The following is a 22000-nucleotide window of genomic DNA, read 5'->3' on the forward strand; positions in this document are numbered from 1 at the left end:
GCCGGTTGTCGGAGGCGCCCATCGTGCTGGAAATTGCGGTACTGAACCAGCCCTGTTTGATTCAAGACAACGTTTGCTGGAAACCCTCTTCGCTTAACCAACCCTGAAATGGTCTGTCCCAGGAGTCTGAAGGCAGTGGCTGAGCACTCACGCAGGCTCCGGGGAGGACAACGAGTGCTGGTACTTCGCTCCAGGTCTCTTGGCAGCGCAGGCGGTCGTAATAGCCACCCCCGTAGCCGAGTCGGATGCCCATTCGATCGACAGACAGAGCAGGAACGAGCAACAGAGACAGGTGCTCAGCACTCAGGACCGGTTGATCCAAGGGAGCTGGAATACCGCAGCCGTCTTTCGTCAGCGGGGTTGCGGACCAGTGTCGATAGGTCATGCCGCCTTGTCCATCCGCAACAGGCAAAGCTGTGTTCAAACCGAGCTCGTTGAGAAGTTCAAGACGCAGAGGTGTCAGATCCACTTCTCCAGGCAAGGGCCAATACAGGCCCACGGACTGCTGCAATTCACCCTGTTGGTGCCGTCGCCTTAGGACCTGTCTGGCTTGATCTCGGATCCTGCTCTGCAAGGTCGGTTCAGCATCGAGGGCCAGCCGCCTTCGTGTTCTGAAAACCTTTCGCAGCGTGGATTTACTCTCGTCATCAAAAGCCTGCATCAGGGCAGGACCCCCCAGCGCCCCATCAGCGGCAACTGCAGGGTCAGTTGGTCTGAGCTCTGGGGCCAGATCTGACTCAGCTCGTCAGAGATGGTGTTGATCAGTGAGCGGGACTGGTCATTGTCATCGGCCTGCTGGTTGGCTTGCCTGAGTGCAGACCAGGTGCTGATGAAGCCCAGAAGGTCGCTTTGCGTCCAGTGCTCGGTGATGAGCAACCCCTTGGGTAGCGGTTGAGCGCAAACCGGGAAGTTCAGGTGTGCGTAGCAAGTGTCCACATGGATGCGTTCAGGTGGCCAGAACGGGTTGAGCCGCTCGTGATAAAGCCTGCTGAGCCAGTTTTGTAAATCCTTGGGTGCGCCCTGGATCGGTTCATAGCCCAACCAAACCAACAGCCCCCCGGGTCGGAGCACACGACGCACTTCTTGATTGAAACTCTCTACATCTAGCCAGTGAATGGCGGCTGCAACAAGCACCGCATCCACGCTGTCGCTGCGCAAGTCAGAGTGTTCCGCAGCTCCCTGACGGTAGTGAATGCGCGGGTGTGGCTCTGCTGCCGCAATCTGCTCGGGGCTGAGGTCTGTGGCTTCAACATGGTTGAACCAGCGGCTCAGTCCAATGGAGGCCTGGCCGCTACCACAGGCTGCATCCCAGCAACAATCCAATGCTGGTGACTGGTCTGCCATCCAGGCGAAAAATGCATCCGGGTAACGGGGCCTGCAGCGCGCATAGTCAATCGCCACAGAATCAAACCAGCCTTTGTCATTCGCTGGCATCAGCATTTGAACGGCATTTTCAGAATCGTTTCAACGCCTGGCGTTTTTGAATTCTTTTGTAGTTCAGCTGCCTCAAGCTTCGATCTTCAGTTGTCCTGAAAGGTGCATTCCAGAAGTGCAGCCGTCAGCAGTGTCTTCATGTCCTGCAGATTGTTCTGCTCAACAGGATCCCCGCCTGACCACCGATCGAGCTGATGACTCACTGCACCAAGAAGCAGGCGCAGCCCTGTGGCATTGAGGGTGAGATCAATCGTGCTTTCGGTTCGGTCCATCACAGCCCCACCAGGCGTTGCAACCATTGTGATTCTGCACCCTGCTCACAACCTCACCCTTCACAAAGAACAGAGCTTCATGACTCATGCTCTCTGCGCTCGCCTCATTGTCTTTGGGCTCGATGATCTTGTTCAACAGACCTGCTCAACAACCCTGCTTAATGATCTATTTCGGCTGTTAAACAGGTGATGATTGCGTTTTCAGTGCAAGATGCCCAAGTTGACAGATAGCTTTATGGTTATTTATGCGCTCTCTTCTCTTTTGTGAAAGGTATTTAAAGCATCAAAAAGAGCGCTGACTGTCAAGACTTACAATGATCAAGCCTAGAGTTGTTTTTTGATGTCCAACACTTTATCAATTGCCTGACTGCGCTAGTCAGTCAATTGATGGTGAAAATCCGGGGTAGCTGCTTCGTTAAAAGTCTGTCTTGAACAGATTGATTCCATGGATTGTCGCAGCCTGAGTCACGCAATCAAAAGCCATCGGCTTCCATGCCACCTCTGTTTCAGTGTCTGATTTGCGGGCGGTCAATCGAGCGCTCCAAGCGCTCTTACTGGAAGCGAAAAGGGCACCTGCTCTGCTCGACTTGCCGAGATCGGAGTAACAGCAGTGAAGACAATCCAGTTGATGATCCAACTGCGCAACGCAGCCAACGGAATTGATCAGAGCGAATGCTGCCTGCTGAACTCACTCAAAAGTCAGCTGATGGTGTCATTTGCATGATGGCCTTGAAAACATTGCTGCCAAGGCTGAAGGCTTGGTTTCACTAATGTTGCTCAAAGCACCTGTGAGTCAGTGTTTTCAGCTATTAACGCACTTGCATACACGGCATTTCTCACTTTTGTGGTTGTTCAGGCGGTTCGTTTGATGCGTCTATCCATCAAGGCAAAAGATAGAACTGGTCTCAAAACCACCCACCCAGAACTCCTCGACCAAAACGGCAGCGTGACCAAGGAAAAACTGCTTGTCGTTCGTTTCGATAGGCCGAAACCAGTCCTTCCCTCTTAGCTCCAGCTCCCGAAAGTCTGGTCAAGTGTCCTTCGATTCTGCTTGATCGACTGACTGTTGTTGCCACGTCACCATCTCGTCGGTTTGGATGGTCTATCTCGACTGCTTTGACCCGGGCATAATGGAACCATGATCAAGATCATTTGGCTGGTAGCAACGGTTTATTTCATGAGCCGCCTGGTCAAAAGGCTCATGTCTTCGATGAAGGAGATCAAGAGGGAAGAAGATTTCGATGCAGGCAATGCGGTTGTGGATGTGGAAGCGGAGTGAAGGCTCAGGCATCGGCTTTTTAAGGCGATTGGTACCTGATCAGGCGATGTTTGCTGCGATCGCAGCCATCGAATCTTTGGTGATATGCCTTTACTGCCAGGTGACGGTGCAGCGATAACGGATATTGAAGCCAGCGGTTCCAATTTCATCGCAAGATGTGTTTGTCAAAGTTGCTCCTTGAGGGATTTTTGACATCAGCCTGTTGATTGTCACGTCTTTGTCGACACCTTCTGCAGTGGCAGATTGGGTATTGGCGAATACATTTGTTCCTAGAAGTATTGACATTGCAAAAATATGAATGAATGCTTTCATGTATGCCTTGGCTCATTGGTTGAAAGTTAGCAGGTATTCCTAGGGTTCAACATCAGAACTGCTTTAAAGCATCAATATTGCTTTGCCCCTCAGTGATCAGCTGCTTGTTGTTGTCCTCTTTCCAAGGCCTCTGGCGGCCTTGGTCGATCCTTCTCAAGCTTTGCAACCCTGTTCTCGGATGCTCGAAGGAACAGAGCCACCTGTTGCTGGAAGACAACAATCTCGCCAGGCCTTTGTCTTGATTGGCAAGTGTTTGAAGCACCTTTGCGATTTTTTTCGTTTTTCTTAGGGCGTAGCTTCCACGGCTGAGGGGTTGTACTCGCCAGATTTACGGAAGTAAAAGACATGGTCGACGTGTCGTCCTCCGAGATTCCCCTGACCATCGAGCAACAGTTCCGCGTCGAACGTGCTTGTCGCAAGATCAATGAGTGCAATGACGTGGAAGCTCTCAAGCAACTATCGAAAGCGCTGATTGTCACCGCTGCTAGGGAGCGTGCTTTCTCGCGCGTTGTGATGGATCGTCTTAAGGAATGACCACACCTCGTCCATGCAGGTCGTGTGTTTCGGGGTCTTGCCCTGAAGCCACCTTATTCATGAACGATCTTTTCGCTGGTTAACGATCTTCATCCTTTCAGCAGACGTTGGCTCCCAGCTCGTCATGGCTTACGTAGTTTTTGGTCCTTAAGCAACTCGGGCCATGCGTCAGATCAATTTCACCCTGATCTTCGTGTTCGTCCTGAGCATGGTGTTCTTCACTCTGGAGAACACTGCTTCCACAACCGTTCATGTTCTGCCTGGCCTGAAGTACACCACGCCTCTTGCTGCTTTGTTGTTGCTGTCTGCGGGGATTGGTGCAACGTCTGCCTGGATGTTTGCTGTATGGAGTGGAATGCTTAATAGCGTGGATCGCTTCAAGCAATCAAGTAATTTTGATGCTCAGCAAGTGCGTATCCAGGAATTGGAGATCGATCTGAATCGGTACCGGGCAACCGTTGAAGCCCAGTTAGGTCTTCTGCCTTCAGCCAGTTCCGAAGACGAATCAGAGGCGGCAGAAGCTGTCCAGCTTTCGGATATAGAATTAACCTGAGTTCAACTTCTTGAAAGTTTTATTCTGTGGTTGACTGGCGATCTGTCTCCAGCGTCGTAATTTAGTTCCAGTCAAAATCCTTGTTGAGCGGAAAAATCTGGCTGGAAATGTGTTGCTTTTGTCTATTTTTGTAGAACGTTATACAGGTAAAGCCATATTCTCATGATGTTTATATTCCTAGACTCTGGATGTATGGATCCTGGATTTGAAGCATGTCTTTTACCGACAAAATGTATTTCTTATTTCTCTCGGGGAGTCCATTCAGGTATTCATCCAAGGGTGTTGCTCTGGTGATGCGAAGCTTTTTCAGACACCTGATCAGCGGGGCTTTCCCCGAGGAAATGTAGTAAAGCTCCTTAACCCCGGTTCGTTCAACGGGGGCCCCATAAAATCTATAAACTCCAGGGCAGGAGTTCACCGCTGCAATCTTCTCTGCATGAGCTGTATTCATGCAGAGTTCGAGAAGGGCAAGCGCAATCAGTGTCTTCACTGGGTGGGATGAGTAATTCATCGCTGAAACCATCCGATGACCGGTAAATTGTGGCTTTGACATACGTTGCTATGACTGGGTTTTGTTTGGCCGCGGCCTTGGTCTAGCCGCAACGTTGTCGCAACGGTTGTCGCAACAGGTTGTCGCAACAGGTTTGCTCAAATGTGTCTTACATAAAGCTTCTAAAATAGATTTACTGCCCGTAGTCTAGATCTCATATGGTTGGTTGCAGGAGCGGGTCAATATCTTTTAGGACTAACCAAAAGGTTTGGCGGCAATATTGGCTCTAATTTTGCTCAAGCTAGGAGAGACATGGGTACTGCGTAAAAATTGCTGCATCAATTATTCCTGGTATAGAGATTGATGATTTCTATAAAGCAATATATGGATACTAAAGAATCTCAAGAAACCGAAATGAAATCTCAAGATCATTGAAGTCCATATCACCTCCTCCTTGAGTATCTTCCATGCCAAATGAGTTTGTAGATAACTGTTTGAAATGGCTAATGCCATCTGAATTGGCAGCTGCGTAGCTGAAGAAGGTGTTTTCTTGGCCAGGTTCAGTGATCACAGCAAAAGGAGCCATCATTACCCCTCCGTTGATATCAATTGAATAGGAATTTGCGCCGTCCTTATTCAGAGAAATATTGCTTAAATTATTAATTATATTTTCACTCGACAATGCGGCTTTCTTGTATCCCGATTCTCCAGGCACAATTAATTGGCCAGTGACTGGGTCTTTTACGGTTCCAGCGGCATCCTGAACACGGTAAAAACCTGAGTAAGACTGATGCTCAGCTTCGCGACTTGTATTAATTGATATTTGAACTGAGTTGGTACTAGCTAGCGTTGTTAAGTCGATTGCACGATGACCTCCCCCAGTAGCATACTGATATTGACTTGCGTTTACGGAGATTAGGTGTTTGGGAACTGGCGTGAAGTATTGATCCGGTTTCAACGCCAGAAAATCATCTTTACTTTTGTCGTGAATGAAATACATTGCTGAATCGAGTGGCATCTTGCCATGGAAGCCTATTTGGATTTTATTGTTTAACGTCGGTGAATTGGGCATGTCTGCACCATCGCCATTCCAGTAGCCCATTAATGCGTAGGGAATATCATACGTAAGATTGAATGGAGCAGCGTTTGAATTTATCGACAGCTCATCTCCAGGTTTCAAAGTTTGCGATCTTGTTTCTTCACTAATAAAGCCATCGATAATACCATTCATCTTCAGATATGACAAAAGACTCCATGATGTTCTTTTATGAGGGCCTGCTGGCGGTACATCTCCCTGTTTAAAATATTTAAGACCATTTCCTTCCTTGTCTGTCAAAATGGGCTCAACCATATCGTGAACGGTTTTCAAATTAACCAGCTCATCGCCTGTATTATTCACTAAATTGGTCAAAACACTTTTTGAAATTACGGGTATGATTTTGAAGTCTGATCCAAGATGATGCCGGCCAGCCCATAGGGCTGCAATGATTCCAGCAAATTGCTCGTTTATTGTTTTGATTTTCGTCGAGCCTGCTTCAATATCTTGAGTCCAAATGCAATATCCTCCTTTGGCTGATTTCTGCTGTTCAGATGAATTAAGTTGATCCTCTGGCCACGCAAATATGCTTTCTTTGTTATCCCCAGCGGGACCCATTAGAACTCTTTTAGCTTTCTCGGCAGCGGTTAAAGAAGACCATTCTGGTGTGACGACACCTTGAGCATTTGTGGATTGCTTCAATGCATATCCCCAAGCATACTCATAGGTTGTTGTTACTGTTGTGTCTGCGTTTTTGCCGGTAATTTTTTCAGGGTATTTAGCCATATCGGAATACATTCCAATAATGAAGCCATTATCCCTGAGGTTATCTCTAAATTTAGTTGACTCATTTTTTTTTGCGTATGATTTTTGAGAATTAGCGACCTCTGCTAAAATAACATTGGAATTAACATTGAAATTTACTTTGCCGTTTTTTTTGGTGTAGAGCCACTTGTAATCAGCTAGCGGATATTGGCCACCATATATTTCCTTTGGTCCGGGGAAATCTGCGAATAAACCAGTAGTCATTTTTTTTGTTTTCTCACGTTTTAGCTATTGCAGCCTTTTTGGCATGATTCAACGGACGATTTGTAACCTTTCTGTTTGGCCGGCTTGTTCCTTTAGTGCTGAGAGAAGGGCTTCGAACTCTGTATGAACTGATGCATAGGCGCTCAAGGCATTGTGGTTGTTCATATCTATGGAATCGAATCGTCCTGCTGTGTTCTGCGAACACGCGCCTTGCCCTTCAATAAATGGCCGAAGCCTGGGCGGAATTCTGCGTTCGTCAGTGAACTTCCTGTTCTTATCCAACGAGTCGAAAGGTAGATGCCCGTTTTGCCTTGGAGTCAAGCGCTTTAGCCGCAATTGGTTGCTATGTCTTGAGCTTGCCTGTAATCACTAGGTTTTTATCGCTGAAACCAGCCCGTCAAAGCAACGGCCAGTGCATCTGCAGCGTCGTCGGGTCTGGGCGGAGACTCAAGGTTGAGCTCGCGCATCACGGCTTCAAGAACCTCATCCTTGTCGGCATGGCCGTGGCCGGTAAGAGCCTGTTTGATCTGCATCGGCGGAAACTCGACGATCGGCAGTCCGAATCTGCTCAGGGTCATGATCACCACACCGCGAGCCTGGACGACGGCAATGGTGTTGCTGGATCGGTAGAAGAAAAATTTTTCGACAGATGCCAATTCCGGTCGCCAGGCCCTGATCAACTGCCGCAAGTCTTGGGCGATCACAACCATCCTCTCGCCTTCTGAATACCCCGGATCGGTGCGGATAATGCCGCAATCGAGCATGGTCTGCTGACCATCAGAGGTATCAATCACCCCGTAACCAACTCGGGCGAGACCAGGGTCGATGCCGAGAATGCGCACGGCTACTGCTGAGAGCCCATCAAGCGACCAGAGCTAGTTCGAATTCGGCTCTGTCGCTGGTCTCACTGCGTTCGAATACTTTGCAGAACACCTTCACCACACGATCTCCGGAATCAATTTGCTCCAGAGGATCTTTGCGAAGTCGGTGTCGAAGACAGCAAGACACCACGCGAGCAACATCGTCTTCGGTGACTTCAGTGCGGCCTTCAAAAGCCGCCAGTGCTCTTGCAGCCCTGTTGGTCACGATGTCGCCCCTCAGACCGTCGACATCCAGTTCGCCGCATACTGCGGAAATCCGCAAGCGCAGGTCATCGTCGATTTCCACCTGGTCTAGCCTCTGCTGGGCTTCTACGACCCGTTCCTGAAGTGCGTGTTGTCCAGCTTCAACCGAGGAGCTGAATGCATCAGGATCGGTATCAAAGGCTGTGCGCTGATCCACCACCTGAACACGCAGCTCAGGGTCTCTGACTGTCCGCACCTCAACGCTCATGCCGAAGCGGTCGAGGAGCTGAGGACGCAGCTCTCCCTCTTCAGGGTTGCCGGAACCGATCAGCACGAAGCGGGCTGGATGTCGCACCGATACGCCTTCTCGTTCAACTGTGTTCCAGCCCGAGGCGGCAGAGTCAAGCAGGACGTCTACCAGATGATCGTCCAGCAGATTCACTTCATCGACGTAGAGCAAGCCCCGGTTTGCCTTAGCTAGCAAGCCAGGTTCAAACGCCCGCACTCCCTCGCTAAGGGCCTTCTCAATATCGATAGTGCCGCAGAGTCGGTCTTCGGTTGCGCCTAGCGGAAGATCAACCATGGGCACTTGGCGATCCTCTGTCGCGAGAGTCTCCCCGTGCTCGAGGCGCTGACGTACGTCGCTGCTCTGCAAATCAGGATCGCTTGGTGAGCTGTTGTATGGGTCTCCGGCAACAACCTCAATGCCAGGGAGTAGATCCGCCAGTGCCCTGATCGTTGTTGATTTCCCTGTGCCTCTGTCGCCCATGATCATCACTCCGCCGATGCGGGGATCGATCACGTTGAGCAGCAGAGCAAGTTTCATCTCCTCCTGACCGATCACGGCAGTGAATGGAAAAACTCTGCGCTTGCGCGGTGAACTCACTGACGGTCGTCTGATGCTCCTGTGGATTGTTTCACAGGTAGGAGAGACAGCACCTGGGGAGGGGTGGCATCTGCTGGATACACCAGTCGTACCCTCACCGAACGTTGTTCCCCAGGAGAGAGAGTGATTTGCCCAAGCAGGGGGCCCTCCTGACCTCGTCGGAGCACCAGGTGGAACCTTCGTCGTCCACTGGGGCGTCCTTGCTCTCCATCCAGCCCGCTCACCTCGATTGGTCCACGGAACATCACTGCTCCGCTGTGACGACTGCTGAACGCCAACTGGCTCTTGCCGCTTTTGTTCTTGTCAGGAGATTCCAAGCTGATCGCCACTGTTCGCTGCTGTGATCCCTGATTGCGCAGGGGCAGTGTCAGGTCGTATTCAACGCCGTAGTTCCCGTGTGCGGCCCAGGCGGTGCCTTTATCAAAGGCCTTCAGCTCTGCTGTCTGGATTTGTCCTGTCTGCAGCTCACCGCGCTCCAGACTGCTGATCGGCCAGGAGACGGGCGCATCCTCAATGTTCAGGTGGCTGGAACCTGGATCGGTCAGTGATGCCCTCCAGGTGCTGCCGATCTGGATACCGCTAACGCGTGAATAGATGATCCTGCCGCGTGCACCGCGCGGCGTTGGTTGATGCTCTTTTGGACTCTGCCGGCCCTGACTCAGTAGCTTCCTCCACTGGTCTGGGTCTGGCACCTTGTCACCGCTTCCGTAGGCGGCCAGGGTGGCGATATGGACCGGACCTGTGCTTTGCAGTCGCAGCTGCAGATTGCGACCGTTAAGAAGTGGGTCTAAGCCGGCGACCGGGATTGGAAGCACCACCAATGGGCTGACCGATCCAGGCGCAATGTGCCATTCCTGCTGCAGTTCACTCGCGATATCCCCCCGAAGCAGATCGCCTGCCACCCTGCTGCCGGGACCGGAGGCAATGACTGTGCCAGATTCAGCCATCACTGCGGGTAACGGCAGAAATGGTGAGGCGGTTTGGCCTTTCAGGGTTGCCTGTGAAAGGGAGGTGCTGCCACTGAGAAGTCGCAGATTCACCGGGGCGTCTCCAGCTGGCTCAGCTACAACCGCGAGCCAGAGAGTGGAATCGAGCTGATCGGGCTGGCCGGCGTAAACGTGATGGCTGAACAGATCGAAGCGACCGTTCAGCGCAATATTCAGACCCGGCGACTGGGGAAAGGTCGAGACAAGGATGCCTTCCCCGGTGATCAGTTCCGGGTTGTTGTCATTCACCATCAGCACGTCATCCAGCTGTCCTGAAAGTGCACGCACCTGGCTTGGGCGTGTCAGGGTTGGGTCAGCCGGTTTCTGCTGGTCCGCAGCAAATTGTGGAGATGCAAACACCGTTGCCATGGACGCGGTGGCCATGGTCAGAGCGGCCACGGTCCGCAGGCGGTGGAGATGGCGATTGAGACGTGTCATGGATTGATGCTGGCGCTACCTGCGCTGGAACGGGTCACGGCGGGTTTGGGTTTGAGAACTGGAGCCATCGCCGCTGCCAGCTTGCGAATCAGCTCCGTCGAGCGGGGGTCATTGAACGGTCCTTTCACGAGGAAGGCAGCAACGGCTCTACTGCCATCAGGCAACTCAATCAAGCCGGCATCGGCGTAAGCAATACCAATGTCGCCGGTTTTATTGAACACTTTGTAGCCCTTCACCATCAGGCTTTCGTCCGGTTCTCCCTGGCGCCCGCCCAGACCACGCAGCAGCCCGCGTGGCAGAAGGGTATTAGTGATCGATGTGCCCATCACCTCACGAAATAGATCGCGGCTGCGGATTGAGAGCGCTTCACCGGTGTCAACCAGAGCAATCGATCGAGCCAAATCCCTGGCGCTAGTGCTGTTGGTGCCCTTGAGATCTGGGAGCCAATCATTCACCTTTGTGGCGCTCAGGCCCAGAGCATTGAAACGGGCATTCAGTATCTCTCGACCTCCCAGGCGTTCGATCAGAAGGTTGGTGGCGGTGTTGTCGCTCACACGGATCATTTCAGTGGCGACTTCATGGGTCGGGAACCGCGTGCCGAGCGGCTTGGAGGCCATCCAGCCGGCTCCCCCACCCACAACGGTTTGACTCAGCTGCAGAGGCTCGTTCCAACTCAAACGACCCGCATCTAGCTCTTCAAGGGTGACGAGCAGGATCGGCGTTTTGATGGAGCTGGCGGCGGGCAGCTCAGTATCAGGCTCCAGCTGCGCGTAGCGCCCGTCGTCTAGCACAAGCATGAAGGCGCTCACGTCCAGATCGGGCTGTGCTGCAGCCAGTGTCTGCCAACGCTCACTCAGCGGCTTGAGTTCATTGCGGGTCTCGAAGCGACCAAGGGATTCGGTGCGATTGAGGGAAGTCGTTCCGCTGGTGTCGGCAGCCGCTCCTTGTTGGACTTGGCGTTCTGGACTCTGCTCGGATAGTGGCAGCCACGCAGGCAGTGTGAGATCTCCTGTCTCAACTGCTGGGCCAGCCAGTTTCAGCAAGGAGCCCGTAATCACGCCAAGGCCGACGCCCATCAGAACAAGTCGCAGCACGAGCCGCAGAGGACTTCCCCAGCCAGGGTTTTGGCGTCTGGATCGACTGGAGGCCAAGGAACTGTGCAAGAAAGCCAGAGATTACGGGCGGTGGCAACGAATCGCCCAACGAAGTTGTCGGACCATGCCGCGCAGCATCGCTAATTCTTCAGGACGAACTAGCGCCCGTTGAAGCAGCCCCTTGACCTTGGCCATTCGTGCTCTTGCGGTGTGCTGCAGCAGGAAACCAGCCTCGAGAAGCAGATCCTCCGCATCATTCAGGCAGTTGATCAGCTGTGTTGGCTCGGCTGTTTCCACCTCCTGGAGCACTGCGTTCAGTTGGCCGGTCGGTTGCCTGCGAACCCTCTCCAGCTCGTGCAACATCACGGCAACCGCATGGGACAAATTCAGGGATGGATAAGCTTCGCTTGAATGAAGCCGTACAACGCGTTGGCTGAGCAGCAACTCTTCATTGCTGAGTCCGCGATTCTCTCTGCCGAAGACCAGTGCGACTTGCGCAGCTGATTCAAGTCCCTGTTGCACCCAGGGCATGACCTGTTCGGGAGCCTGAAGAGGAATCTCCCCGTGGTCGATTCGTCCGCAGCTGGCCACAACGCGCTGGCAATCGGTCAGTGCGTCGAACAGTGTTGGGAAGTGGCGTGCACGTTTCAAGACCTGGTCACCATGGACGGCCATGCGTTGGGCGTCCAGATCACCTGGATCACATCGAGGAGCGACCAGCCTCAGATCTTCGACGCCGAAATTTGCGCAAAGCCGAGCCACGCTTCCAAGGTTGAGCGGACCAGCAGGTTCCACCAAAACCACGGTGAGACTCACGATGGCATCAGTTCAGGGTGTGTAGATAGCTCAGCAGGTCAGCCATTCCTTCCGGTTCGATTTCAAAGCGTGGCATCGGCGGCGTTTCTCCGCTCACGATCTGGTGAATGATGGAACGGTCCGGTCGTCTCTCGGTTACAGCCTGAAGGCTTGGACCCACCAGTCCTTGTCCAGCGATGCCATGACAGCCAGCGCAGTTGATCCGGAACAATTGCGCCCCATGCTGAACATTGCCATTCAATGCCAGCGCAGATCTGCTGTAGGGATCGAGACGGGTGCTGACATAGAACCAAGCCCCGAGCGCTACCGCTGTGATGACAGCCATGACGATCAACGCCGTCACCAAACCACGGCGTCGTTCCGACGTTGCAGCAGTTGATGACGGTGTCGTCACAGTTGAGTCATGTACATGGAACAATTGTGGTCAATCCTTCCACTCAGCGCGACGCCATGATCGAACCTCTGCTTTGTGGCATCGTTCTTGGACTGATTCCGGTCACTCTTCTGGGTTTGTTTGTCGCAGCCTGGAATCAGTATCGCCGCGGCAGTGCTCTGGGGGGTTGAGAAGCAGCAGGCTGCTTCCTCCGTAATGACGCTTATCGACTTCCTTCCAACCGGAAGGTATGTCGAGGACCTGCTTTGTGGCATGTTCACAGATCACCAAACCCAGGGGTTGTACCCAACCTCCGCGATCGAGCATCTCGAGCACTGGTCGATAGAGCCCTGAGGCGTAGGGCGGATCCAAATAAACGATTGAGAATTTGCGTTCGTTTTGAAGGCAACCTTCCTTCAGGAAGCAGATCAAATCTTTCTTGATCACTGTCACCGTTGCATCGCAGGCATCTTTAGAGGCCACCAGTTCCAGATTGTTTCGACAGATCGCTGCAGTCCGCGCATCTTTCTCGACAGCTACAACCTGAGAGGCACCTCGGATCAAGGCCTCACAGCTCATGATTCCGCTGCCGCTGCAGAGGTCCAGCCAGCAGCAGCCTTTGATCTCAGAACTCAACATGTTCATGAGCGCCTCACGCACGCGAGACGGAGTGGGTCGAGTGCCCTGACCTTCAGGGCTACGAAGTCGTCTCCCACCAATCAATCGCAGCTGTGCACCTTTCACCTGGGCAGCTCAGCGCCGGACTGAAGCCATCCGACCCAACGCTTCAACAATTGAGCGCCGGCTTGCGCAGATTTTTCAGGGTGAAACTGACAGGCTCCAGTGCGGTGCTTCCAGACCATTGCTGTGGCTTCCCCACGTCCGAAGGACACGGTGGCGGCCAGATCAGAGGGTTTGTTAGGGACTGCGGCATAGGAGTGCACGAAATACACCCACGGTTGCGTGTCGCCCTCCTGCAGAAGCGGACAGAGTTTTTGGGGTTTTAGTTGACCCCATCCCATGTGTGGAATCCGTTCTCCCTGTTGGTCAGGGAGACGTTGAACGTTCCCTTCAAAAACTCCCAGGCCTTCGGCTTTGCCTTCATCGCTGCGTTCGAACAGCAACTGGAGGCCCAGGCAGATCCCAAGTAGAGGGCGTCTGTTGTCGTGCCAGCTGCGCAGATGTTGCACGAGTCCAGACGACTGAAGCTTTTCCATTGCCGGATCGAAAGCACCGACTCCCGGAAGAATCAGTGCATCGCAGGGCTCAAGATCCTCAGGTTTGCGAACCTGAACCAAAGGCTGGCCCAATCGCTTGAAACTCGTCTGGACGGAATGCAGATTGCCCATCCCGTAATCAATTAAACCGATCTTTTGAATCGGTTTCATTGCGCCTTCGGGAAACTGGTTTGCTGACGAGGTCAGTGGTGGCCTCAGAGGTACTTGGCAATCGTGCCGGAGAGGGTTGCCTTGGGAACGGCTCCAACCACAGTGTCGACTTTCTGCCCGCCTTTGAACACCATCAAAGTGGGAATGCTGCGAATGCCGAACTGGCTGGCAACGTTGGGATTTTCATCGGTGTTGAGCTTGAACACCTTGATTTTTCCTTCGAACTCCTTGGCGATTTCATCCACGATGGGAGCCACCATGCGACAAGGGCCACACCAGGGGGCCCAGAAATCGACCAGCACGGGGACGTCGCTCTGAAGGACGTCCTGTTCGAAGGAGGCGTCGGTGACAGCGGCAGCGCTGGACATTCAGGATCGGTCGAATTGGGCGAAATTTAGCAACCGTTTCTGAGGTTGCTGCTCAATCACCCAGGTCTTCGCCTGAACTGTGATGGATGACCTAATGACAGAAAGCCCGAACGCGTCGGGCCAGGGGGTGTGAGGAGTGTGTGAGCCGAGGCTCGCACGAACTGATTTTACCCACGCTTCCACAGCTCTATCTCTGTCTCGTTGCGAGAACTTCGACTATTTGCCCATGCCGAGATGCTGAGCTTTCTGATAAACCTTGCCCTCGGTGAGCAGTGACGGAGCCACTACCACCTCCACCTGTTGCATTTCATTGATGGTGCGTGCTCCAAGGGTTCCCATCGAGGTTTTCAGGCAACCCAGCAGGTTGTGAGTTCCATCATCAAGTTTGGCTGGCCCACGAAGGATGCGTTCCAGACTTCCTGTGCTGCCGACGTTGATACGGGTACCGCGGGGCAACACCGGACTTGGAGTGGCCATGCCCCAGTGAAAGCCCCGGCCGGGTGCTTCCTCTGCACGGGCAATCGGCGAGCCGATCATCACGGCATCCGCTCCACAAGCGATGCATTTGCAGATGTCACCTCCGGTCACAATGCCGCCGTCGGCAACGATGGGAACGTATCGATTGCTTTCCTTTTTGTAGTCCTCTCGTGCTGCAGCACAGTCCGCCACCGCTGTGGCCTGAGGAATGCCAACGCCTAGTACCCCTCTGGAGGTGCAGGCCGCTCCAGGGCCGATGCCCACCATTACGGCAGCTGCTCCAGCGCGCATCAGTTGAAGAGCCACGTCGTAAGTGACGCAATTACCAATCACAACGGGAACCCCCATCTCCCGACAGAGGGTTTCAAGGTCGAGTGTCTCTTGGCCTTCTGGTCCGACGTGATTCGTCGACACCACAGTGGCCTGAACAAAAAATAGATCCGCACCTGCCTCGGCGATCGCCTTGCCGAAGCGCAGAGCGGCAACTGGGGTTCCGCTGACAGCGGCGATACCACCCTGAGCCTTGATGTCCTGAATGCGCTTGCGAATTAATGACTCCTGCACCGGCTGGCTGTAGATCTCCTGCATAAGAGGAACGAACTCGTCCTTGCCGACCGAAGCAATCCGGTCAAGAACGCTATTCGGATCTTCGTAACGGGTCTGGACTCCCTCCAGGTTGAGCACACCGAGCGCTCCCAACTTGGTCAGGTTGACCGCCATACCCACATCCACAACCCCGTCCATGGCACTGGCGATGATCGGAATCTCGCGCTCGATGCCTCCAATCGACCAGCTGGTGTCGGTCACCTCTGGATCCACGGTTTTGCCGCCTGGCACCAGTGCAATCTCATCGATGCCATAGGCCCGGCGTACAACCTTGGAGCGTCCGAGCTGAATGTCCACCGCAGGAGCTAACAGAGTTGGATCAAGCTACCAATCGGTGCCTCACGAGTGGTGACGATTCGGGTTAGGACTTTGAGCCTCCACGCAAGCTGCTCCAAAGATCGTTCGCATTGGCCGAAATCTTTTTCCGCTCTTCTGCGCGAATCAAGCGTGTCGCTGCAAACCAAACTGCATAAAAAGCACCGACCAGCTGAAAGAGCCTGGGAGCCAGTGGAACTGTGGCGATGGCGTCGAGAATTCCTCCATAAATCCGCAGCGTCAGAATCACAACAATGAGTCCGCCCAGCAGAAACAGAGGCTGGCGGAGGCTCTGCCACTGATCTTGGAGGTTGTTCTCCTCAAAAAATTGCTTGATGCGGTTGGAGAGCAGCTCCCATTCGCCTCCTGCCTCTTCACCACTATCAGCAGATGCCTGAGCGGGAACGCTGACGCGCTCCGCGATTGAAGGTGAGGTTGTCGCTGCAACGGGTTGTGCCGCTGGTTCAGCAGGTGTGGACGTGGGGGAGGAGTCTGCAGCTACTGGGGTTTGCTCCGCCTCTGCAGCTCGGTCAGTGATGTCGCCATGAGCCGGAAGATCCGGATTGATGGATTCGGCAGGAGCCTGGGTTTCGGAGGGCTTGTCGGACGACATCAACTTCAGTCCAAGTGGCGACGCCAAAGCGTAAGGGCCTGATCCGTGATTGATCCAACACAGACAGCAAAAGGTGACGCGCCTGGTGTCATCCGATCACGAATCCGCGATAAAGTGAGAAGGATCTAAAGGTCTTATATGGCGGATTCAGTGGGGCCCGGCAGCGGCGGTCCCGGCGATTCCGACGATCGGATCATCCAGACCGACCTTCGAAACGAGATGTCGCGCTCGTATCTCGAGTACGCGATGAGCGTGATCGTCGGTAGAGCTCTGCCTGACGCTCGAGATGGTCTCAAACCTGTTCATCGCAGGATTCTTTACGCGATGTACGAGCTGGGTCTCACCAGTGACCGCCCCTATCGCAAGTGCGCGCGTGTGGTGGGTGAAGTGCTCGGTAAGTACCACCCCCATGGAGATACAGCCGTCTACGACGCGCTGGTGCGGATGGCCCAGAGTTTCTCGATGTCGATGCCTCTGATCGACGGGCATGGCAATTTCGGTTCGGTGGACAATGATCCGCCGGCTGCAATGCGCTACACCGAATCGCGGCTGCAGGCCCTCACGACCGATTCTCTGCTCGAAGATATCGAGGCGGAGACCGTCGATTTCAGTGACAATTTCGACGGTTCACAGCAAGAGCCCACGGTTCTGCCATCACGGATTCCTCAGCTGTTGCTCAACGGCTCAGCAGGAATCGCCGTTGGCATGGCGACCAATATTCCTCCTCACAACCTTGGAGAGCTGATCGCTGGTCTTCTGGCCCTGATTGAGAACCGCGACATCGGCGATCAGGAGTTGATGGCCCTGATTCCTGGCCCCGATTTTCCGACCGGAGGCCAGATCCTGGGTCGCACCGGAATCAAGGAGACCTATCTCAGTGGTCGTGGTTCGGTGACCATGCGCGGTGTTGCTGGCATCGAAACCCTCGAGATTCCTGGCCGTCCTGATCGCGATGCGGTGATCATCACTGAACTCCCGTATCAGACCAACAAAGCAGGGCTGATTGAGCGCATTGCCGAGATGGTCAATGACAAGAAACTTGAGGGGATCTCAGATATCCGCGATGAAAGTGATCGCGACGGCATGCGGATTGTCGTGGAGCTTCGCCGCGATGCCTATCCCCAGGTGGTGCTGAACAATCTCTACAAGCTCACCCCTTTGCAGAGCAATTTCAGTGCCTACATGCTGGCGCTCGTAAACGGTGAGCCGATTTTGCTCACCCTGCGCAAAATGCTGGATGTGTTTCTCGACTTCAGGGTCGAGACCATCGAGCGCCGCACGCGCTACCTGCTGCGTAAGGCTGAGGAACGCGATCACATCCTGCTTGGTCTGCTGCTTGCCCTCGACCAGCTTGATCCGATCATTGCCCTGATCAGGGCTGCTCCCGATACCGCCACAGCGCGACAGCAGCTGCAGGACCGTCATGGCTTGAGCGAGGTCCAGGCAGACGCGATCCTGCAGATGCAGCTGCGGCGACTCACCGCCCTTGAAGCCGACAAGATTCGCTTAGAGCATGAGGATCTGGTCGCCAAGATCGCCGACTACAAGGACATTCTTGGTCGTCGAGAGCGGGTCTTCGGTCTGATCAAAGACGAACTCAATCAATTGAGGGATCGTCACGCCGTTCCACGCCGAACTGAGATTCTCGACCTTGGTGGCGGCCTCGAAGACATCGATTTGATCGCCAACGAGCGGTCTGTCGTGCTGGTGACCGAAACCGGTTATCTCAAGCGCATGCCGGTAAGCGAGTTTGAAGCCACCAGCCGGGGCACCCGCGGTAAGGCCGGCACCAGAAGCCAGGGTGAAGATCCGGTCAAGCTGTTCATTGGCTGCAATGACCACGACACCTTGTTGCTGTTCAGTGACCGTGGCGTGTCGTATGCCCTTCCGGCGTATCGCGTTCCTCAGTGCAGCCGAACGGCCAAGGGAACACCCGTGGTTCAGTTGCTGCCCATTCCCAGGGAGGAGGCGATTACCTCGCTTCTCGCTGTGTCTGAATTCAACGACGACACCGATCTGTTGATGTTGACCCAGGGGGGATTCATCAAACGAACTCGCCTGTCGGCGTTCAGCAACATTCGCTCCAACGGTTTGATTGCCATTGGCCTTGAGGAGGGTGATGCGCTCACATGGGTCCGACTCTCTGTGCCCGGCGACAGTGTTCTGATCGGCTCGAAAGCCGGAATGACGATTCACTTCCGCCTTAGCGACGATGAACTTCGCCCTCTGGGTCGTACCGCTCGTGGTGTTCGCTCGATGAATCTCCGCGCAGGAGATGAACTGGTGAGCATGGATGTGCTGCCGGTAGAGCTTGCTGATCAGATCGCTGCCAGTGCTGATGACAGTGATGATGAAGGCACCCCTGCCAGTGAGGGGCCCTGGGTGTTGGTGGCCTCGGCAGCGGGCCTCGGCAAGAGAGTTCCGGTGACTCAATTCCGTTTGCAGAAACGCGCTGGAATGGGACTGAGGGCGATGAAATTCCGCACGGATGCCGATCAGCTGGTGGGTCTCAGCGTTCTTGGTGCTGGTGAGGAGTTGCTGCTGGTGAGTGAAAAGGGAGTGATCGTCCGGACCAGTGCCGATGCCATTCCTCAGCAATCCCGGGCCGCTACGGGCGTTCGCCTTCAGAAGCTCGACAAGGGTGATCACCTTCTCAAGGTCGTGCTGGTTCCCCCGGAAGCCGAGACGCATGAGCTCGATGATGCTTCAGCGGACTCTGATTCCAGTGATGCTGTTGACGTCAACGCCGAGAGTGCGCCTGCGGACAGCTGACCTTGGCTAGCTGCGCTGATGTTCTGGTGCTTGGGGGCGGTCCGGCCGCCCTCTGTATCGCCTCGGAGCTTCACCAGCGTGGAGTGGTTGTCGAAGGCATCGCTCCCGAGCCTGTGGATGCACCATGGCCCAACACTTACGGCATCTGGGTCGATGAACTAAAGGCCCTCAACCTTGAACATCTAATTGAGCACCGCTGGAACGATACGGTCAGCTACTTCGGTGCCGGTGGCTCAGAGGTCGCAGATCAACCGCTCGTTCATGGCATCGAGTACGGATTGTTTGACCGCGCTGCCCTTCAGAACCATTGGCTGCAACGAGCGCTCGGGGTTGTCTGGCATCGGGACACTGCCGATCATTTGGAGGCAGGAGCCGACCACACACTGGTGACCTGTGCCTCAGGAAAAGTGCGCAAGGCCAGGCTTGTCATTGATGCCTCCGGCGCCGGTAGTTCGCACATTCTCAGGCCAGATCAGGGCCCGGTCGCTGGACAGGCTGCCTACGGCGTCGTGGGGCGTTTCTCAGAAGCCCCTATTAGCAGTGGACGTTTCGTCTTAATGGATTATCGCAGCAATCATCTCAGTGAGATACAGCGTTTGGAACCTCCCACGTTTCTCTATGCCATGGATCTAGGCGATGGGGTGTTTTTCATTGAAGAGACATCACTTGCATTGGCACCGGGGGTTCCCTACGACGTGCTCAAGCAACGTCTGCAGCAGCGCTTGGATCAGCGCGGTGTGCAGATCACTGAGGTAATCCACGAAGAGTTCTGCCTCTTCCCCATGAATCTGCCGCTACCCGATCGCAGCCAGCCAGTGCTGGCCTTTGGTGGTGCGGCGAGCATGGTGCATCCCGCTTCCGGCTACATGGTGGGGGCGCTGCTGCGTCGTGGCCCTGGATTGGCGGATGCCCTGACTGCAGCTCTGGCGGATACATCGCTCGGATCAGCCGATCTTGCCCGGCGAGGCTGGCAGACGCTCTGGCCCACTGAGTTGGTACTGAGGCATCAGCTTTATCAGTTTGGTCTGGGTCGTCTGATGGGATTCAACGCAAGCCTGCTTCGGACCCATTTCGCCACCTTCTTTTCGCTGGCCAGAGCGGACTGGTTTGGCTTCCTGACCAACACCTTGCCCCTGCCCCGGCTGATGGCGGTGATGTTGCGACTGTTTGCCCTGTCCCCGTGGGAACTCAGGCGTGGGCTTGTGCTGGGAGCAGAGAAGAGTCAGGCGCCAGACTTCAGCCGTTGAGGCTGCTCCAGTCAGCTGGCTGAATCAAGGGGAAGATGGCATCCTCCTCTTCCAGTTCCTGCAGCCATCCTTCAGGCAGTGGTTCATGTTGCTCGATTGCGTCGATCAATCGCCAAAAGCGTTCGAGGTGGCGCTCGATGCGCTCCCTGGCGAGTTCCGTTGTGGTGCCTGCTCTGAGAATGAAACTCCAGTCCGATGACTGGGCCAGCAGCAGTTCACGTGCGGCCTGATGCAACAGACGAAGATCTAATTCGCTCCCCACACCTCGGCTGCATCGGTCCACCATGGCTCGACCTGCGCGGCTCCATTCAGGAATGATCCAGGCGTTGGTTTCGTTGAGCCAGTAATCGTGAAAGCCACCCCTGCCCCAACTAGAAGGGCAGGGATTGCAGATCTGAAGATTCGGTTGATCGTTCAGCACGCCACGCAGGCTGGTGAATCGGATGTTCTGCTCTGGTGCCTGGCGAAACAGTTCGGCCAGAAAGCCTGGACCTTCAAACCACCAGTGGCCGAAGAGCTCAGCATCAAAAGGCGCAACGAGCAGAGGTTCAATGGCCATGCCCTCGCTCAGCCGATCGAGCTGCTGGCGTCTGCCTTCTAGGAAATGCTTAGCGTGGTCTCGGGTGCGTGCGATGGCTTGGTCGGGCTGATAGGGCTGCTTTCCATCCAGACCACCGGCCGGATCGCTGACCCGATGAAGCTTCAGTCCTAGCGGACGCTTGGTGGGCAGTCCCATGGCCTCGATCTGTTCAGCAGGTAGATCCCAGCCAAGATCTCGGTGAAATTCGCGATACCAGGGATCGCCTGGATAGCCGTCCTTCGCTGACCAAACAGGAAGGGTGGCATCACTGTCGCGACCGAAGAAGGCGACTCCCTGACGGCTCACAATCGGTGCATAAACCCCGTAGCGCGGTCGGGGTTCCGCATGCAGCAGTCCGTGACCATCAAGGACGGCGTAACGCAGTCCTGCATCGCGCATCCAGCGATCCAGTCCTTCGTAGTACGCACATTCTGGAAGCCAGATGCCAAGAGGTCTCTCTCCCAGCAATCTGTGGTGCTCTCTGACAGCAGTTCGTAACTGAGCACGCACGACCTCGGGGTGCTCTCTCAGCAGAGGCAGATACCCATGGGTTGCTCCACAAGTGAGTAGGTCGAGAACGCCCTGGCGCTGGAGTTCTGCGAAGCGTGGAATCAGGTTGCCGTCACAGCGTTGCCATGCACTGAGGTGGCGTTGGAAGCTGCTGGCCAAATGCTCTGCTGCCGATTGCCGATCAGCAGGGGCATGCAGCAACAGCTTGAGTCTCGCTCGGATCCAGGCGGGAAAGCGCTCTCTGAGCGTGGCATCTGCCATCAGTGACAGCAGAGTGGGTGACAGCCCCATGGTCAGAAGTGGGCTCTGCCCCGGATCAGCAGCAGCTTTCTCCAGCGTCTCCAGGAGGGGGAGATAGCACTCAATTAGGGCCTGGAAGAACCAGTCCTCTTCAAGTGAGTGGGCCTCCGCACCGCGGACGAACGGCAGATGGGCGTGCAGAACAAGAGCCAGTGCCCCATTGGCCACTTTTTTGTCCCATCAACCGTGTGAATGTACCGGGATTCCGGGCGGGATCTACAGGATTGG

24 protein-coding genes and 1 pseudogene are annotated in these 22000 nt (G+C 54.7%); 7 read left to right on the plus strand and 18 right to left on the minus strand.

Annotated elements, in window-relative coordinates:
* Positions 1 to 61: 61 nt before the first annotated feature.
* From SynBIOSU31_RS04640 to SynBIOSU31_RS04650, 3 genes are all read right to left on the minus strand, one after another.
* Entirely contained in the window at positions 62 to 661 is a 600-nt protein-coding gene (locus SynBIOSU31_RS04640; RefSeq protein WP_186492303.1) for a 5-formyltetrahydrofolate cyclo-ligase, read from the minus strand.
* Positions 661 to 1440 carry a class I SAM-dependent methyltransferase gene (locus tag SynBIOSU31_RS04645; protein ID WP_255477365.1) on the minus strand — a complete coding sequence of 260 codons (780 nt, stop codon included), beginning with the start codon at positions 1438 to 1440 and terminating at the stop codon, positions 661 to 663. The genes SynBIOSU31_RS04640 and SynBIOSU31_RS04645 overlap by 1 nt, the downstream gene beginning before the upstream one ends.
* Positions 1441 to 1520: 80 nt before the next feature.
* Positions 1521 to 1733: a hypothetical protein gene (locus tag SynBIOSU31_RS04650; RefSeq protein ID WP_255477366.1), complete on the minus strand. Its 213-nt coding sequence runs from the start codon at positions 1731 to 1733 to the stop codon at positions 1521 to 1523.
* Positions 1734 to 2574: 841 nt separating this feature from the next.
* Here SynBIOSU31_RS04650 and SynBIOSU31_RS04655 point away from each other — a divergent pair.
* On the plus strand, positions 2575 to 2715 hold the full coding sequence (locus SynBIOSU31_RS04655) for a DUF2973 domain-containing protein (protein ID WP_186492853.1): 141 nt from the start codon (positions 2575 to 2577) through the stop codon (positions 2713 to 2715).
* A gap of 129 nt (positions 2716 to 2844) precedes the next feature.
* Positions 2845 to 2985, plus strand: coding sequence for a hypothetical protein (locus tag SynBIOSU31_RS04660; RefSeq protein ID WP_186492304.1), 141 nt, complete (start codon positions 2845 to 2847; stop codon positions 2983 to 2985).
* 90 nt (positions 2986 to 3075) lie between these two features.
* Here the strand turns inward: SynBIOSU31_RS04660 and SynBIOSU31_RS04665 are convergent, their stop codons facing one another.
* Positions 3076 to 3297, minus strand: a complete 222-nt coding sequence (locus SynBIOSU31_RS04665) for a hypothetical protein (RefSeq protein ID WP_186492305.1) — start codon at positions 3295 to 3297, stop codon at positions 3076 to 3078.
* A gap of 354 nt (positions 3298 to 3651) precedes the next feature.
* Between SynBIOSU31_RS04665 and SynBIOSU31_RS04670 the strand changes: the two genes are divergently transcribed.
* Together SynBIOSU31_RS04670 and SynBIOSU31_RS04675 are read left to right on the plus strand one after the other, a co-directional pair.
* Positions 3652 to 3831 (plus strand): hypothetical protein, encoded by a 180-nt coding sequence (locus SynBIOSU31_RS04670; protein WP_186492306.1) that lies wholly within the window; start codon positions 3652 to 3654, stop codon positions 3829 to 3831.
* 163 nt (positions 3832 to 3994) lie between these two features.
* The gene (locus SynBIOSU31_RS04675; protein ID WP_186492307.1) at positions 3995 to 4384 is read left to right on the plus strand and encodes a lipopolysaccharide assembly protein LapA domain-containing protein; all 390 of its coding nucleotides are present in this window, start codon (positions 3995 to 3997) and stop codon (positions 4382 to 4384) included.
* Positions 4385 to 4553: 169 nt separating this feature from the next.
* On the opposite strand, the gene SynBIOSU31_RS04680 is transcribed toward SynBIOSU31_RS04675, so the two are convergent.
* The 8 genes from SynBIOSU31_RS04680 to SynBIOSU31_RS04715 form a co-directional block, all read right to left on the minus strand.
* A complete protein-coding gene (locus SynBIOSU31_RS04680) occupies positions 4554 to 4895 on the minus strand; it encodes a hypothetical protein (RefSeq protein ID WP_186492308.1) in 342 nt (113 codons plus the stop codon).
* Between the two features lie 370 nt (positions 4896 to 5265).
* Entirely contained in the window at positions 5266 to 6939 is a 1674-nt protein-coding gene (locus SynBIOSU31_RS04685) for a DUF4114 domain-containing protein (RefSeq protein WP_186492309.1), read from the minus strand.
* Positions 6940 to 7316: 377 nt separating this feature from the next.
* The gene (gene ruvC / locus SynBIOSU31_RS04690; protein WP_186492310.1) at positions 7317 to 7781 is read right to left on the minus strand and encodes a crossover junction endodeoxyribonuclease RuvC; all 465 of its coding nucleotides are present in this window, start codon (positions 7779 to 7781) and stop codon (positions 7317 to 7319) included.
* 19 nt (positions 7782 to 7800) lie between these two features.
* On the minus strand, positions 7801 to 8889 hold the full coding sequence (bchI, locus tag SynBIOSU31_RS04695) for a magnesium chelatase ATPase subunit I (protein ID WP_186492311.1): 1089 nt from the start codon (positions 8887 to 8889) through the stop codon (positions 7801 to 7803).
* Positions 8886 to 10244 (minus strand): DUF3370 domain-containing protein, encoded by a 1359-nt coding sequence (locus tag SynBIOSU31_RS04700; protein ID WP_370593708.1) that lies wholly within the window; start codon positions 10242 to 10244, stop codon positions 8886 to 8888. The genes bchI and SynBIOSU31_RS04700 overlap by 4 nt, the downstream gene beginning before the upstream one ends.
* Before the next feature lie 65 nt (positions 10245 to 10309).
* Positions 10310 to 11464, minus strand: a complete 1155-nt coding sequence (locus SynBIOSU31_RS04705) for a serine hydrolase (protein WP_186492312.1) — start codon at positions 11462 to 11464, stop codon at positions 10310 to 10312.
* Between the two features lie 24 nt (positions 11465 to 11488).
* Complete coding sequence (locus SynBIOSU31_RS04710; RefSeq protein WP_186492313.1) at positions 11489 to 12223, minus strand: RNA methyltransferase; 735 nt, start codon at positions 12221 to 12223, stop codon at positions 11489 to 11491.
* A 7-nt stretch (positions 12224 to 12230) separates the two neighbouring features.
* Complete coding sequence (locus tag SynBIOSU31_RS04715) at positions 12231 to 12617, minus strand: c-type cytochrome (protein WP_186492314.1); 387 nt, start codon at positions 12615 to 12617, stop codon at positions 12231 to 12233.
* 56 nt (positions 12618 to 12673) lie between these two features.
* Here SynBIOSU31_RS04715 and petG point away from each other — a divergent pair, with 56 nt between their 5' ends.
* Positions 12674 to 12787: a cytochrome b6-f complex subunit V gene (gene petG, locus SynBIOSU31_RS04720; RefSeq protein ID WP_006041770.1), complete on the plus strand. Its 114-nt coding sequence runs from the start codon at positions 12674 to 12676 to the stop codon at positions 12785 to 12787.
* A gap of 10 nt (positions 12788 to 12797) precedes the next feature.
* Here petG and rsmD read toward each other — a convergent pair.
* The 5 genes and pseudogenes from rsmD to SynBIOSU31_RS04740 form a co-directional block, all read right to left on the minus strand.
* Positions 12798 to 13340: pseudogene (gene rsmD / locus SynBIOSU31_RS14740) on the minus strand (16S rRNA (guanine(966)-N(2))-methyltransferase RsmD); the annotation flags it as partial.
* Complete coding sequence (gene hisH, locus SynBIOSU31_RS04725) at positions 13337 to 13984, minus strand: imidazole glycerol phosphate synthase subunit HisH (protein ID WP_186492315.1); 648 nt, start codon at positions 13982 to 13984, stop codon at positions 13337 to 13339. The gene hisH and the pseudogene rsmD, both read right to left, overlap by 4 nt.
* A 44-nt stretch (positions 13985 to 14028) precedes the next feature.
* The gene (gene trxA / locus SynBIOSU31_RS04730) at positions 14029 to 14352 is read right to left on the minus strand and encodes a thioredoxin (RefSeq protein ID WP_066909933.1); all 324 of its coding nucleotides are present in this window, start codon (positions 14350 to 14352) and stop codon (positions 14029 to 14031) included.
* Between the two features lie 216 nt (positions 14353 to 14568).
* Complete coding sequence (locus SynBIOSU31_RS04735) at positions 14569 to 15732, minus strand: GuaB3 family IMP dehydrogenase-related protein (RefSeq protein WP_186492316.1); 1164 nt, start codon at positions 15730 to 15732, stop codon at positions 14569 to 14571.
* Between the two features lie 64 nt (positions 15733 to 15796).
* Positions 15797 to 16363, minus strand: coding sequence for a CAAD domain-containing protein (locus tag SynBIOSU31_RS04740; protein ID WP_186492317.1), 567 nt, complete (start codon positions 16361 to 16363; stop codon positions 15797 to 15799).
* 138 nt (positions 16364 to 16501) lie between these two features.
* Between SynBIOSU31_RS04740 and gyrA the strand changes: the two genes are divergently transcribed.
* Complete coding sequence (gyrA, locus tag SynBIOSU31_RS04745; RefSeq protein ID WP_186492318.1) at positions 16502 to 19135, plus strand: DNA gyrase subunit A; 2634 nt, start codon at positions 16502 to 16504, stop codon at positions 19133 to 19135.
* A gap of 2 nt (positions 19136 to 19137) precedes the next feature.
* On the plus strand, positions 19138 to 20382 hold the full coding sequence (gene crtL, locus SynBIOSU31_RS04750) for a lycopene beta cyclase (protein ID WP_186492319.1): 1245 nt from the start codon (positions 19138 to 19140) through the stop codon (positions 20380 to 20382).
* On the opposite strand, the gene SynBIOSU31_RS04755 is transcribed toward crtL, so the two are convergent.
* A complete protein-coding gene (locus tag SynBIOSU31_RS04755; protein WP_186492320.1) occupies positions 20372 to 21940 on the minus strand; it encodes a glycoside hydrolase family 57 protein in 1569 nt (522 codons plus the stop codon). The two genes, crtL and SynBIOSU31_RS04755, sit on opposite strands and share 11 nt — an antisense overlap.
* Positions 21941 to 22000 lie beyond the last annotated feature (60 nt).

The sequence above is a fragment of the Synechococcus sp. BIOS-U3-1 genome (genome assembly GCF_014279975.1).
GTDB lineage: Bacteria > Cyanobacteriota > Cyanobacteriia > PCC-6307 > Cyanobiaceae > Synechococcus_C.

Excerpts from the sequence above, each read along its gene's own strand:
- SynBIOSU31_RS04640 (WP_186492303.1), bottom strand. The coding sequence starts at position 661 with ATGCAGGCTTTTGATGACGAGAGTAAATCCACGCTGCGAAAGGTTTTC.
- SynBIOSU31_RS04740 (WP_186492317.1), bottom strand. The coding sequence starts at position 16,363 with ATGTCGTCCGACAAGCCCTCCGAAACCCAGGCTCCTGCCGAATCCATC.
- trxA (WP_066909933.1), bottom strand. The coding sequence starts at position 14,352 with ATGTCCAGCGCTGCCGCTGTCACCGACGCCTCCTTCGAACAGGACGTC.
- SynBIOSU31_RS04685 (WP_186492309.1), bottom strand. The coding sequence starts at position 6,939 with ATGACTACTGGTTTATTCGCAGATTTCCCCGGACCAAAGGAAATATAT.
- hisH (WP_186492315.1), bottom strand. The coding sequence starts at position 13,984 with ATGAAACCGATTCAAAAGATCGGTTTAATTGATTACGGGATGGGCAAT.
- SynBIOSU31_RS04660 (WP_186492304.1), top strand. The coding sequence starts at position 2,845 with ATGATCAAGATCATTTGGCTGGTAGCAACGGTTTATTTCATGAGCCGC.
- gyrA (WP_186492318.1), top strand. The coding sequence starts at position 16,502 with ATGGCGGATTCAGTGGGGCCCGGCAGCGGCGGTCCCGGCGATTCCGAC.
- SynBIOSU31_RS04665 (WP_186492305.1), bottom strand. The coding sequence starts at position 3,297 with ATGAAAGCATTCATTCATATTTTTGCAATGTCAATACTTCTAGGAACA.
- SynBIOSU31_RS04645 (WP_255477365.1), bottom strand. The coding sequence starts at position 1,440 with ATGCTGATGCCAGCGAATGACAAAGGCTGGTTTGATTCTGTGGCGATT.
- SynBIOSU31_RS04655 (WP_186492853.1), top strand. The coding sequence starts at position 2,575 with ATGCGTCTATCCATCAAGGCAAAAGATAGAACTGGTCTCAAAACCACC.
- SynBIOSU31_RS04700 (WP_370593708.1), bottom strand. The coding sequence starts at position 10,244 with ATGGCAACGGTGTTTGCATCTCCACAATTTGCTGCGGACCAGCAGAAA.
- SynBIOSU31_RS04675 (WP_186492307.1), top strand. The coding sequence starts at position 3,995 with ATGCGTCAGATCAATTTCACCCTGATCTTCGTGTTCGTCCTGAGCATG.
- SynBIOSU31_RS04680 (WP_186492308.1), bottom strand. The coding sequence starts at position 4,895 with ATGAATTACTCATCCCACCCAGTGAAGACACTGATTGCGCTTGCCCTT.
- SynBIOSU31_RS04650 (WP_255477366.1), bottom strand. The coding sequence starts at position 1,733 with ATGGTTGCAACGCCTGGTGGGGCTGTGATGGACCGAACCGAAAGCACG.
- petG (WP_006041770.1), top strand. The coding sequence starts at position 12,674 with ATGATCGAACCTCTGCTTTGTGGCATCGTTCTTGGACTGATTCCGGTC.